The following is a 12,202-nucleotide window of genomic DNA, read 5'->3' on the forward strand; positions in this document are numbered from 1 at the left end:
TTCAAACTCAAGATTTCAATGCTTCGGCAAGGTTTGCGAGTTTTCCGCGAACCGAGCCATCGATAACCAGGTCGCCGGCGCGAATGACAATGCCCCCGATGAGGGATTTGTCTTCCGCAACTTGCAGGCGCACTTCCCGGTTGAGTCGTGCACTGAGAACCTTGGCGAGTTTGTCTTGCTGTTCTTGGTTCAATGCAAAAGCACTGGTGACTTCAACGTCTACCGACTTCTCTTGTTCGGCCTTGTACAGGTCAAACAGAGCGGCGATCTCCGGCAACAGCGGGAGACGGTCGTTTTCGGCAACGACGTTAATGAAGTTCTGTGCCTTGGCATCAAACTTGTCGCCGCACACGTCAATAAACGTGGCGGCCTTGTCTGCGCTCGTCAGTCGCGGGGCCTTGAGCACGCGCTGCATGGTGTCGTCTTGCGACACTGCTGCAGCCAGGCCGAGCATGGCTGACCAAGAGGCCAGTTGCTGGTGGGCCTGGGCGTGCTCGAAGGCTGCCTTAGCGTAAGGTCGGGCCAACGTGGTCAATTCTGCCATGATCGCCCTCGCTTAAATTTCAGCAGCCAGTTTGTTTACCAGCTCCGCGTGCGCGTTTTGATCGATTGTGGCACCCAGGATCTTCTCGGCGCCGCCGACAGCCAGTGCACCCAATTGGGCACGCAGCGCGTCTTTGACACTGTTCAGTTCCTGCTCGATCTCGGCCTGAGCCTGAACCTTCACACGTTCAGCGTCGAGACGGGCTTTTTCAACAGCCTCGTCAACGATCTGATTACCGCGTTTCTTGGCTTGCTCAATGATTTCAGCTGCCTGAGCTTTCGCTTCGCGCAGTTGCTGACCCACTTTCTCATGGGCCAACTCCAGGTCGCGAGCTGCTCGGCTGGCAGCGTCCAGTCCATCCGCGATCTTCTTCTGACGTTCGTGCAAAGCCGCGATGACCGGAGGCCACACGAACTTCATGCAAAACAGTACAAAAATGAAGAACGCAACGGACTGGCCAATCAGGGTTGCATTAATGTTCACGCCAACACCTCGCTCGTTCGTTGCACATCACACCAATCAACTCGAAGGTTCGAGTGATTAGCCAGCGAGTTGACCAACGAATGGGTTCGCGAAGGTGAAGAACAGAGCGATACCAACACCGATCATGGTTACGGCGTCGAGCAGGCCGGCAACGATGAACATTTTGACTTGCAGCATTGGAACCATTTCTGGCTGACGCGCTGCGCCTTCCAGGAACTTGCCGCCCAACAGGCCGAAACCAATTGCGGTACCCAGTGCGCCCAGGCCGATCAACAGTGCAACAGCGATAGCGGTTAGACCAACTACAGTTTCCATCTTTCCTCCCGACTTTTACGTCGTATGGTTTAGGTTTTTTAGATTTTAAAGCGGTAAAACAAATCGTTTCATAGCCCTGTTCGGGCACCCTCTCGTTTGACCGAGAGGGACATCAGACTAGTCGAGACTGGTCTTAATGGTTCTCTTCGTGCGCCATCGACAGGTAGACGATGGTCAGCATCATGAAGATAAACGCCTGCAGGGTGATGATCAGGATGTGGAACACAGCCCACGCCCACTGCAGAACTACGCCCAGGCCGCTAAGCCAGAGCAGACCGCTGCCGAACATCACAGCAATCAGAATGAAGACCAGCTCGCCGGCGTACATGTTGCCGAACAGACGCAGTGCCAGGGAGATTGGCTTGGCCACCAGCGTCACGAACTCCAGCAGGAAGTTCACCGGAATCAGCAGGGCTTGAACGAAGATGTTCTTGCTGCCGAACGGGTGCAGGGTCAGTTCGCCAATGAAGCCGCTGATGCCCTTGACCTTGATGCTGTAGAAAATGATCAACGCGAATACCGACAGGGACATACCCAGGGTCGCATTCGGGTCAGTAGTAGGAACGGCACGGAAGACCAGATGCGGGTCACCGGAAATGATGGCCGCCAGCTTCGGAATCCAGTCAACCGGTACCAGGTCGACGGCGTTCATCAGGAACACCCAGACAAAAATCGTCAGGGCCAATGGCGCGATCAATGGATTACGGCCGTGGAAAGTATCTTTCACGCTGCCGTCGACGAACTCGATCAGAACCTCGACGAAGTTCTGCAGGGCGCCAGGCTGACCGGAAGTCGCCTTCTTTGCCGCCATGCGGAAAAGAAGAACGAAGATCAGACCCAACGCGACCGACCAGCCGAGGGTATCGACGTGGAAAGCCCAGAAGCCCATTTCTTTGGCTTCTGCTGCGGTGTGGGCAAAACCCCACCCGCCAGTTGGGTGCTGACCGAAGGTCAGGTTCTGCAAGTGGTGCTGGATATAGCCCGAAGCGGTTGTTTCTGCCATGGTTGCCTCAAACGCCCTAAGGTCTCGAAAGTCTTGTTCTCATCAGCAGGGGCGCGAACCAGCTGACCAGTTGGGTCAACACGAAGACGCCGAATACAGCTAGCGGCGCCAATGGCTTCACACCTGCAAACGTCAATGCAAAGAGCACTGCCGTCAAAATCAGTTTGCCCGCCTCGCCGGCATAAAAAGACCGGACGATGGCTTGAGCTGCTCGGGCGCCGGAAAACCGAAATGCCCTGTGAGCGAAATAAATATTGGGAAGCAAGGCTATCAGGCCTCCGCAGAGTCCTGAGTACCCGGCAACGACTCCATACCATTGCCAGAGCGCCAAAGCGCCAATCAGCAAAACGACAAATTGAGCCATTAACACCGGAAAAACTGCCAGGCGATGGAACGGCAAGCGGTCTGGCGTGCGGTTTTCCATCACTTTTGCTCCCCAATGGTCGGCTGCCGGAGTTCAATAACTTGGCATAATTTGTGCCGACAAAATGCGCGCAGAGTATAGGGGCGGTTCTGCCCCTATTCAACTGTCAGGTAGTGATTTCCGACTTCACGCTACACGGGGAATTGTTTCAGCGGATGTGTGCGAGTACACCTTGAAGCTCATCGAGGGAGTTGTAACCGATCACCAACTGCCCTTTCCCCTTCTTTCCGTGACGGATCTGCACCGCAGAGCCTAGGCGCTCGGCCAGGCGCTGCTCGAGACGGGCGATATCCGGGTCCGGTTTTGCCGGCTCCACAGGCTCCGGTTTGCCACTCAACCACTGGCGAACCAGTGCTTCAGTCTGGCGCACAGTCAGCCCCCGTGCGACAACATGTCGCGCCCCTTCGACCTGTTGGTTTTCCGGTAAACCCAGCAAGGCACGGGCATGACCCATTTCCAGGTCACCGTGAGACAGCATGGTCTTGATGACTTCCGGCAACGCAATCAGGCGCAACAGGTTGGCCACAGTGACGCGGGACTTACCCACAGCCTCGGCCACTTGTTGCTGAGTCAGCTGGAATTCCTGCTGCAAACGCTGCAAGGCCACCGCTTCTTCGATCGGATTGAGGTCTTCGCGCTGGATGTTCTCGATCAGCGCCATGGCGATGGCGGTTTCATCCGGTACATCGCGAACCATCGCCGGGATGGTTTCCTGGCCCGCCTGCTGGCTGGCGCGCCAGCGGCGTTCGCCGGCGATGATTTCGAAGCGGCCACTGCCGATCGGGCGAACCACGATCGGCTGCATCACGCCCTGGGCCTTGATCGACTGCGCCAGCTCTTCCAGCGCCTGAGGATCCATGTCCCGACGCGGCTGGTACTTGCCGCGCTGGATCAGGTCCAGGGGCAGGTGCTGCAGCTCACGCTGATCGGCTTGCACCGCTTGTTCTTCCAGCGAGCTGACAGTCGGACCGCTCAGCAGTGCATCCAGTCCACGTCCGAGACCTCGTTTCTTGACGGCCATGGGGATTCCTTAAGTTGCCTGAGCAGCGGCGGTGCGTGAATTTTTGCGTTGCCGACGAACCATCTCGCCAGCCAATGCCAGGTAGGCAATCGCGCCCCGTGATGCTTTGTCGTACGCCAGCGCCGGCATGCCATAGCTAGGTGCTTCGGCCAGGCGAATGTTGCGCGGAATCACGGTGTCGTAGAGTTGATCGCCGAAGTGTTCCTTGAGCTGCGCCGATACGTCGTTCATCAGGCTCAAACGCGGGTCGTACATGGTCCGCAACAGGCCTTCGACTTTCAGGTTCGGGTTCAGCAGTTCGGCAATGCGTTTGATGTTATCCACAAGGTCGCTCAACCCTTCGAGCGCGAAGTACTCGCACTGCATGGGGATAATGACCCCATCGGCGGCAACCAGTGCGTTGAGCGTCAACATCGACAGCGACGGCGGGCAGTCGATCAAAATGTAATCGTAGTTGTCACGGATTGGCGCCAACGCACTGCGCAGACGGCTTTCCTTCATCTGCATTTCCAGCAGAACGACTTCGGCCGCGGTCAGGTCGCGGTTGGCCGGCAGTAACTGGTAACCACCGTGTTCGGAATAGTGCATGGCCTGGGCCAGATCACATTCGCCGATCAACAGGTCATAGACCGAGTTTTCCAGGCCATGTTTATCCACACCGCTACCCATGGTGGCGTTGCCCTGTGGATCGAGATCGATCAACAGCACCCGACGCTTGGTAGCGACCAGGGAAGCTGCGAGGTTGATGCAGGTGGTGGTCTTGCCCACACCACCCTTTTGGTTCGCTATCGCGAATACCTTAGCCATTCTTGCTTGTGTTCCCAATCATGCCGTGCGGCGCAGTATCAGCAGATGGCGTTGGCCTTGGCAACCGGGTACGGCCAGGGCGTGTTCGCTATCGAGGTGGAAGTCTGCCGGCAATGCTACCAGCTCATCGGCGGGATGAACGCCCTTCATTGCCAGCCAGCGTGTATCGGCATCGCCCAGGTGGCGAGTCCAGTTGCTGAAGTTCTCCATGCTGCTGAACGCCCGGGAAATGATCCCGTTGAATGGTAATTCAGGCTGGAAGGCTTCGACGCGACTGTGGATAACTTGCAGGTTATCCAGTTTGAGTTCGAGTTTGACCTGGGTCAGGAAGCGGGTTTTCTTGCCGTTGCTGTCCAGACAGGTCACTTGGGACTCCGGAAACAGGATCGCCAACGGAATCCCCGGCATGCCGCCGCCGCTGCCAACGTCCAGCCAGCGGCCGTTTTCGATGAACGACATCACGCTCAAGCTATCGAGCAGGTGACGGGAAACCATTTCGTCCGGATCGCGCACGGCGGTCAGGTTGTAAGCCTTGTTCCATTTGATCAACAAGGCCAGATAACCCAGCAGCTGAGCGTGCTGGGTTTCCGTCAGTGTGACACCGAGCTGGCGAGCACCTGTGGATAACTCTTCTGCATGTTGCGAGGTAACCAACGAACTCAAGCGCTTTGCTCCAACTGACGGCCCGCGCCGCGTTTTTTCAAATGAATCATCAACAGCGAAATCGCTGCCGGGGTCACGCCCGGGATACGCGACGCCTGGCCCAGTGTCTCTGGACGGGTCGCACCGAGCTTGCTCTGGATCTCTTTCGAGAGGCCGGAGATGTTCGTGTAATCGATATCCACAGGCAGTTTGGTGTCTTCGCTGGCCCGCAGACGTGCAATTTCATCCTGCTGACGATCGATGTAACCGGCGTATTTGGTCTTGATTTCGACCTGCTCGGCAACCTGTGGATCTTCTGCGCCCCCGCCAGTCACGGCGATCAGACCAGCGTAGTCGATTTCCGGACGGCTCAGCAGGTTGAGCAAATTGTATTCGTGGGTCAGCGGCGTGCCGAACTTCTCGGAAATCGCATCGCCTTGCTCGGTGCCCGGGCGAACCCAGGTACTTTTCAGGCGCTGCTCTTCCAGATCGATGCTTTCGCGTTTCTTGCAGAAAGCCGCCCAACGCACGTCATCAACCAGACCCAGTTCGCGACCTTTTTCGGTCAGGCGCAGGTCGGCGTTGTCTTCGCGCAGGATCAAACGGTATTCGGCGCGAGATGTGAACATCCGGTACGGTTCCTGGGTACCGAGGGTAATCAGGTCATCGACCAAAACGCCGATGTAGGCTTCGTCGCGACGTGGACACCAGGCGTCTTTGCCCTGAGCACGCAGTGCAGCGTTGGCTCCGGCCAGCAAACCCTGGGCACCGGCTTCTTCGTAACCGGTGGTGCCGTTGATTTGCCCGGCAAAAAACAGACCGCCGATCACTTTGGTTTCCAGGCTGTACTTCAGGTCACGCGGGTCGAAGTAGTCGTACTCGATGGCGTAGCCAGGACGAACGATGTGCGCGTTTTCCATGCCGCGGATCGATTGCACGATCTGCAATTGCACATCGAACGGCAGGGAAGTGGATATCCCGTTCGGATACAGCTCGTGGGTGGTCAACCCTTCCGGCTCGATAAAGACCTGATGGCTTTCCTTGTCGGCAAAGCGATGGATCTTGTCTTCGATCGATGGGCAATAACGTGGGCCGATGCCTTCGATCAACCCTGCATCGGAATACATCGGCGAACGGTCGAGGTTGGCGGCAATGATTTCGTGGGTCCGGGCGTTGGTGTGGGTGATCCAGCAACTGACCTGTTTCGGGTGCTGCTCTTTGGAGCCCATGAACGACATCACCGGGATCGGCGTATCACCGGCTTGCTCGGTCATCACCGAGAAATCCACAGAGCGACCGTCGATACGCGGCGGTGTACCGGTTTTCAGGCGACCTACACGCAATGGCAGTTCACGCAGACGATGAGCCAGAGCAATCGACGGCGGATCACCGGCGCGACCGCCGGAATAATTCTGCATGCCGATGTGGATAAGTCCGCCAAGGAAGGTGCCGGTGGTCAACACCACGGAATCCGCGAAGAAACGCAGGCCCATTTGGGTGACGACACCACGCACTTGTTCCTGTTCGACGATCAGGTCATCCGCTGCCTGTTGAAATATCCACAGGTTCGGCTGGTTTTCCAAAGCTTCGCGGACAGCCGCCTTGTACAGAATCCGGTCAGCCTGAGCGCGGGTTGCACGCACGGCCGGGCCTTTGCGGCTGTTCAATACGCGAAATTGAATACCACCTTTATCGGTAGCCATGGCCATCGCGCCGCCCAGGGCATCGATTTCTTTGACCAGATGGCTTTTACCGATCCCGCCGATGGCGGGGTTACAACTCATGGCACCGAGGGTTTCCACGTTATGCGTCAGCAACAGGGTTTTTGCCCCCATACGTGCTGATGCAAGTGCTGCCTCGGTACCGGCATGACCGCCGCCGATGACGATCACTTCAAAACGGGAAGGGAAATCCACCACGCACCTCGTGCCTGCTTCAGTCAGGTAATCCGGAATAGTTTGAGCTCAGGTTTTTGGACCTGGTCGGCAAGTATAGGGACTTCGCCCTTCCTAAAGAACCCTTTGCACAAAATTTAACCAGCTGTGGAGAAGTCGGGATTATAGAAATTAAAAAGAGAGAAATTTATTAAATCTTTGTTTTTATGTTTATTTCTACTGACCTACCTTTCTGTGGATAGATTCATACAGACCTTTATTTTCAATGTGTACAGCGATTTAAAACCCTGTGGTCATGTACCGATGAGGCCCTTGGATAACCGGTGTAAGCCTGTGGATGAAAGGGGTGGTTATCCACAGAGGCGGTTATCTTCAGTTTTGAGGCCCTGTTATCAACTGCCCTTAGCGGCAGTTATTCACAGGGCTTAATCCACAGAAAAGCGCTCAATAAGCAAATCCCGGGCACGGAAAATCCACCCAGGCAGAAAAAATCTGCTCGGCACTGGAGGAGAATTTCAGAAAAGAGAGAGCAGACAGGCCAGAACGGCCTGTCTGTGGATAACGAAGAGGGCTATTTACCGATGCAGAAGCTGGAAAAGATCCTTCCCAGCAGGTCATCGGAGCTGAATGCACCGGTGATTTCACCCAAAGACTGCTGAGCTTGCCGCAAATCTTCGGCCAGTAACTCGCCGGCCCCTGCTAACGTCAACTGTGCACGGCCATGCTCGAGGGACGCACTCGCATGACGCAGAGCCTCCAGGTGACGCCTGCGAGCACTAAAACTGCTTTCAGAGGTCTGCTCGTAGCCCATGCAGGCCTTGAGGTGATCGCGCAGCAATTCCAGGCCTTCGCCGGCGGACCTGGCACTGAGGCTGATAGTGACGTGGCCATCTTCGCTGACTTCCAGAGCAATCGCTTCGCCCGTCAGGTCCGCCTTGTTACGGATCAGCGTAACTTTTGCCGGATCCGGGCGGGTTTCGAGGAATTCAGGCCACAGGGCAAATGGATCAAGAGCCTCGGGAGCCGTGGCATCGACCACTAGCAACACTCGATCCGCTTCGCCGATGGCTTTCAATGCCCGTTCGACGCCAATTTTTTCCACCTGATCATCGGTGTCCCGCAGGCCGGCGGTGTCGACAACGTGCAACGGCATCCCATCGATGTGGATATGTTCGCGAAGAATATCCCGGGTCGTGCCGGCAATCTCGGTCACGATCGCGGCTTCACGTCCGGCCAAGGCATTCAGGAGGCTGGACTTGCCGGCGTTCGGCCGGCCGGCGATCACCACCGTCATGCCGTCACGCAGCAAGGCCCCCTGCCCGGCTTCACGAAGCACTGTGGATAATTCGTCGCGTACTTTGTCGAGCATGCTCAGTACGTGGCCATCGGCGAGGAAGTCGATTTCTTCTTCAGGGAAGTCGATAGCCGCTTCGACATAAATTCGCAGGCCTATCAGTTGCTCGGTGAGGTTATGCACACGCTGGGAAAACGCTCCCTGCAACGAACGCAGGGCATTTCGTGCTGCCTGTGCAGAACTCGCTTCGATCAGGTCGGCAATGGCTTCGGCTTGAGCCAGGTCGAGTTTGTCGTTGAGGAAAGCGCGCTCGCTGAATTCACCCGGCCGGGCCAGACGACAGCCCAGTTCCAGGCAACGCTTGAGCAGCATATCCAGAACGATTGGACCGCCGTGGCCCTGCAGCTCAAGCACATCTTCACCGGTGAACGAGTTCGGTCCCGGGAAATACAGGGCGATGCCTTCGTCCAGCACCTCTTCATTTGCACTGAGAAACGGGCCGTAATGGGCAAACCGCGGTTTCAGTTCGCGACCGCTGATGGCTTTGGCCGCCAGACTCGCCAGCGGCCCGGAAATACGGACAATGCCCACACCGCCGCGACCTTGAGCGGTGGCGACGGCAGCGATGGTTTCACGAGGAACGCTCATAAACCGGTATCCAGACAAAAGTGACAGATAGCAAAACGCCCCACTAGGGGGCGTTTTGAGTGGTTATCCACAGTGTAAATCAGGCAGCTGCTTTGGTAGCCGCTTCGATCTTACGTGTGATGTACCACTGTTGGGCGATCGACAGGCAGTTGTTCACTACCCAGTACAGCACCAGACCCGCCGGGAACCACAGGAAGAAGAAGGTGAAGATGATTGGCATCAGCTTCATCACCTTGGCCTGCATCGGATCCGGAGGTGTCGGGTTCAATTGCTGCTGGATGAACATGGTTGCGCCCATGATGATCGGCAGAATGAAGAACGGGTCCTTGATCGACAGGTCAGTAATCCACAGCATGAACGGCGCCTGGCGCATTTCCACGCTTTCGAGCAGAACCCAGTACAGCGAAAGGAAAACCGGCATCTGCACCAGGATTGGCAAGCAGCCGCCCAGTGGATTGATCTTCTCTTTCTTGTACAGCTCCATCATGGCTTGCGACATTTTCTGCCGGTCGTCGCCATGTTGCTCTTTCAGCGCGGCCAGTTTAGGTGCCACTGCACGCATGCGGGCCATGGATTTGTAGCTGGCAGCCGACAGCGGGAAGAAAATCCCCTTGATCAGCATGGTCAGGAAGATGATCGACCAGCCCCAGTTACCGACCAGCGCGTGGATATGTTGCAGCAGCCAGAAGATTGGCTGGGCAATGAACCACAGAATGCCGTAGTCGACGGTCAGTTCCAGACCTGGGGATAACTCTTTCAGGACGGCCTGGCTTTTCGGACCGGCGTACAGAACGGCGCTGGTTTCAGCTTTTGCACCTGGCGCGACAGTCATTGCCGGGGCGGTGTAGCCGATGATGTAGTTGCCTTTGCTGTCTTTACGGGTCTGGACGACGTTGTTTTCGCCCTTGACCGGAATCCATGCGGTCACGAAGTAGTGTTGCAACCAGGCAACCCAACCACCGTTAACGGTTTCTTTCAGCTGAGCCTTGTCCATGTCCTTCATCGACACTTTCTTGTACGGCTCGTTACTTGTCCACAGGGCGGCGCCCAGGTAAGTCGCGGTGCCGGTGGCGGTGCTGGAAGAAGGATCGGAGCTGGCATCACGCTTCAGTTGCGCAAACATTGCACCGGACCAGGGCTGAGCACTCTGGTTGTCGATCAGGTAGGAAACGGTTACGTCATACAGGCCACGTTTCAGCGTGAAACGCTTGATGTAGTTGACGCCGTCCTTGCTGAACTTCAGGTCCACGACCAACTGGTCCTGACCGTCAGCCAGTTGGTAAATCTTCTTCTCGGAGGAGTAAACCGGACGACCGGCAGGACTTGCGTCCGGGCCGTTGGTGCCGATCAGGCCGCTCTGAGCCAGATAAGTCCGCTCGTTGCCGTTATCGAACAACTGGAATGGAATTTCCGGATGGTCCTGGCGACGTGGATACAGCGGCAGCATCAGCTGGGCAACATCGCCACCTTGTGGATCGATAGCCAGGCTGAGCACATCCGTTTTGATCTGGATGAGGTCTTTGCTTGCTGCCACTGGCGTTTCAGCCGGTGCAGTTGCACTGGTATCGCTTGGGGCACGTGGAATGTCGTCACTGGCGGAAGCATTATTGCCAGTCGCCGTATCCGGTAGGCCCGGTGCGGTAGTACTGGAAGCAACATTCTGAGTCGGCAGGGCAGCCTGGCCATAGTCCTGGTTCCATTTAAGAACCATAACGTAGGACACGATTGCCAGGGCGACGATCAGGATCGTGCGTTTGATATCCATGATTACTCGGCCATCGAAGAAGAACGGGAGGTAGGGATAGGTGGAACCGGGTCATAACCACCGGGATTCCACGGATGACAGCGACCTAAACGACGAAAGGTCAGCCAGCCACCGCGCAGAAGGCCATGATTTTCTATGGCTTCATACGCGTAGCAGGAACAACTGGGGTAGAAACGACAGTGACTGGCCATCAGGGGACTAATGGCATAGCGATAAAACTGGATCGGAACGAGTGCCAGTTTACGCATCGGGACTGTCTACCCCTACAGTTTCGGTTTTGACTGCTGGTACCGGCTTGCTGCGTGCCAGACGTTTCCAGAGTTTGCCGAAATGCTGAATCAATTCGGGGTTTTCTACGTCACCCAAACCTTTGCGCGCGACGATAACAATGTCCCAACCGACCAGTGAATCCTGGTTCAGGCGAAACGATTCGCGCATCAGACGTTTGAGGCGATTGCGCTCGACGGAGAGCTTTACGCTCTTTTTCCCGATAACCAGCCCGAGACGGGGGTGATCAAGGTCGTTGTTGCGCGCAAGGAGCAGGAGATTTTTCCCCGGAACCTTGCCGGTAGGGGAGTCAAAGACTGCCTTGAAATGCCGGGGAGTAAGCAGACGCTTTTCCCGACTGAAGTCCTGACTCACCTCCAGTGCCGGATTATCAAACTGCCAGACGCGCACGACCTTTGGCGCGACGACGCGACAGGACGGCACGACCGTTCTTGGTAGCCATGCGAGCACGGAAACCGTGGGTACGAGCGCGTTTGATAGTGCTTGGTTGGAAAGTACGTTTCATTGTCGTGTTACCTGGTTCGTCCACAACGGGCCGGAATGGCCCCCGTTTTAAGAGACCGGGGATTCTAGAGAAAGCAAGCCTCTAGGTCAATTTCCAACCAGCGTTTCCTTATAAATAGATCTCCAGAGGTTTTGTTCGTCCGCAGGTCGATCGTTAGATATAGAAATAAAGAAGGGAATTATTTAAAGCTTTTCTGTAAAGCTTATAAAAGCTAGGGCAGCGATCATCTGTGGATAACTACCTTAAGCCCTTAAAAACCGTGATGTACAGAGAATGACAACTACAGTGGAAAACGGTGGTCAGCCTGTGCTGCGCTGTCGGATAAGCTGTGTGTGGAAAGGGCAGTTATCCACAGGTAGGTTATCCACCGAGTTTCGCCCCCACTTGTCCAGTGCCCTCATGTGCGGTTATCCACAGAGCTTATGCACATACCGTTGGTCTTCTTTTCGAGGGTTAACGCATTGATAATTCATGCCCTGTGCGCAACCTGCATGTGGATAAGTGGGCGTCTGGTCGCTACAATGACCGCTTGTTTTTGCCTCACCGGCTTTCAACTTAGGGGATATCC

Annotated in this window: 14 protein-coding genes; all 14 read right to left on the bottom strand. The window is 56.1% G+C overall.

Features of this window, described 5'->3' with window-relative positions; translation table 11 throughout:
- Positions 1 to 7 precede the first annotated feature (7 nt).
- Positions 8 to 544, bottom strand: a complete 537-nt coding sequence (locus tag LOY38_RS30110) for a F0F1 ATP synthase subunit delta (RefSeq protein ID WP_258698321.1) — start codon at positions 542 to 544, stop codon at positions 8 to 10.
- A gap of 12 nt (positions 545 to 556) precedes the next feature.
- Positions 557 to 1,027: a F0F1 ATP synthase subunit B gene (locus LOY38_RS30115; protein WP_258698322.1), complete on the bottom strand. Its 471-nt coding sequence runs from the start codon at positions 1,025 to 1,027 to the stop codon at positions 557 to 559.
- A gap of 57 nt (positions 1,028 to 1,084) precedes the next feature.
- Positions 1,085 to 1,342: a F0F1 ATP synthase subunit C gene (atpE, locus tag LOY38_RS30120; protein ID WP_002555987.1), complete on the bottom strand. Its 258-nt coding sequence runs from the start codon at positions 1,340 to 1,342 to the stop codon at positions 1,085 to 1,087.
- A 133-nt stretch (positions 1,343 to 1,475) separates the two neighbouring features.
- Positions 1,476 to 2,345 carry a F0F1 ATP synthase subunit A gene (gene atpB, locus LOY38_RS30125; RefSeq protein ID WP_258618470.1) on the bottom strand — a complete coding sequence of 290 codons (870 nt, stop codon included), beginning with the start codon at positions 2,343 to 2,345 and terminating at the stop codon, positions 1,476 to 1,478.
- A 16-nt stretch (positions 2,346 to 2,361) separates the two neighbouring features.
- Complete coding sequence (locus LOY38_RS30130) at positions 2,362 to 2,769, bottom strand: F0F1 ATP synthase subunit I (protein WP_258698323.1); 408 nt, start codon at positions 2,767 to 2,769, stop codon at positions 2,362 to 2,364.
- Positions 2,770 to 2,917: 148 nt separating this feature from the next.
- Entirely contained in the window at positions 2,918 to 3,790 is an 873-nt protein-coding gene (locus LOY38_RS30135) for a ParB/RepB/Spo0J family partition protein (RefSeq protein ID WP_008007888.1), read from the bottom strand.
- Positions 3,791 to 3,799: 9 nt separating this feature from the next.
- Complete coding sequence (locus LOY38_RS30140; protein ID WP_258698324.1) at positions 3,800 to 4,597, bottom strand: ParA family protein; 798 nt, start codon at positions 4,595 to 4,597, stop codon at positions 3,800 to 3,802.
- Positions 4,598 to 4,615: 18 nt separating this feature from the next.
- Positions 4,616 to 5,260, bottom strand: a complete 645-nt coding sequence (rsmG, locus tag LOY38_RS30145) for a 16S rRNA (guanine(527)-N(7))-methyltransferase RsmG (protein WP_223489396.1) — start codon at positions 5,258 to 5,260, stop codon at positions 4,616 to 4,618.
- Complete coding sequence (mnmG, locus tag LOY38_RS30150) at positions 5,257 to 7,155, bottom strand: tRNA uridine-5-carboxymethylaminomethyl(34) synthesis enzyme MnmG (protein WP_258698325.1); 1,899 nt, start codon at positions 7,153 to 7,155, stop codon at positions 5,257 to 5,259. Before mnmG ends, rsmG begins: the two co-directional genes overlap by 4 nt.
- Before the next feature lie 550 nt (positions 7,156 to 7,705).
- A complete protein-coding gene (mnmE, locus tag LOY38_RS30155) occupies positions 7,706 to 9,076 on the bottom strand; it encodes a tRNA uridine-5-carboxymethylaminomethyl(34) synthesis GTPase MnmE (protein ID WP_258698326.1) in 1,371 nt (456 codons plus the stop codon).
- Positions 9,077 to 9,155: 79 nt separating this feature from the next.
- The gene (gene yidC, locus LOY38_RS30160) at positions 9,156 to 10,841 is read right to left on the bottom strand and encodes a membrane protein insertase YidC (protein WP_258698327.1); all 1,686 of its coding nucleotides are present in this window, start codon (positions 10,839 to 10,841) and stop codon (positions 9,156 to 9,158) included.
- A gap of 2 nt (positions 10,842 to 10,843) precedes the next feature.
- The gene (gene yidD, locus LOY38_RS30165; RefSeq protein ID WP_010465488.1) at positions 10,844 to 11,089 is read right to left on the bottom strand and encodes a membrane protein insertion efficiency factor YidD; all 246 of its coding nucleotides are present in this window, start codon (positions 11,087 to 11,089) and stop codon (positions 10,844 to 10,846) included.
- Positions 11,082 to 11,483: a ribonuclease P protein component gene (gene rnpA, locus LOY38_RS30170; RefSeq protein WP_010465490.1), complete on the bottom strand. Its 402-nt coding sequence runs from the start codon at positions 11,481 to 11,483 to the stop codon at positions 11,082 to 11,084. Before rnpA ends, yidD begins: the two co-directional genes overlap by 8 nt.
- Before the next feature lie 16 nt (positions 11,484 to 11,499).
- On the bottom strand, positions 11,500 to 11,634 hold the full coding sequence (gene rpmH, locus LOY38_RS30175) for a 50S ribosomal protein L34 (protein WP_003213577.1): 135 nt from the start codon (positions 11,632 to 11,634) through the stop codon (positions 11,500 to 11,502).
- Positions 11,635 to 12,202: the final 568 nt, after the last annotated feature.

Origin of the sequence: Pseudomonas sp. B21-015, assembly GCF_024749285.1 — a bacterium.
Classification (GTDB): Bacteria; Pseudomonadota; Gammaproteobacteria; order Pseudomonadales; family Pseudomonadaceae; genus Aquipseudomonas.

Coding starts and splice junctions, on each gene's coding strand:
- LOY38_RS30110 (WP_258698321.1), bottom strand. CDS start 544: ATGGCAGAATTGACCACGTTGGCCCGACCTTACGCTAAGGCAGCCTTC.
- atpE (WP_002555987.1), bottom strand. CDS start 1,342: ATGGAAACTGTAGTTGGTCTAACCGCTATCGCTGTTGCACTGTTGATC.
- atpB (WP_258618470.1), bottom strand. CDS start 2,345: ATGGCAGAAACAACCGCTTCGGGCTATATCCAGCACCACTTGCAGAAC.
- LOY38_RS30130 (WP_258698323.1), bottom strand. CDS start 2,769: ATGGAAAACCGCACGCCAGACCGCTTGCCGTTCCATCGCCTGGCAGTT.
- LOY38_RS30135 (WP_008007888.1), bottom strand. CDS start 3,790: ATGGCCGTCAAGAAACGAGGTCTCGGACGTGGACTGGATGCACTGCTG.
- LOY38_RS30140 (WP_258698324.1), bottom strand. CDS start 4,597: ATGGCTAAGGTATTCGCGATAGCGAACCAAAAGGGTGGTGTGGGCAAG.
- mnmE (WP_258698326.1), bottom strand. CDS start 9,076: ATGAGCGTTCCTCGTGAAACCATCGCTGCCGTCGCCACCGCTCAAGGT.
- yidC (WP_258698327.1), bottom strand. CDS start 10,841: ATGGATATCAAACGCACGATCCTGATCGTCGCCCTGGCAATCGTGTCC.
- yidD (WP_010465488.1), bottom strand. CDS start 11,089: ATGCGTAAACTGGCACTCGTTCCGATCCAGTTTTATCGCTATGCCATT.
- rpmH (WP_003213577.1), bottom strand. CDS start 11,634: ATGAAACGTACTTTCCAACCAAGCACTATCAAACGCGCTCGTACCCAC.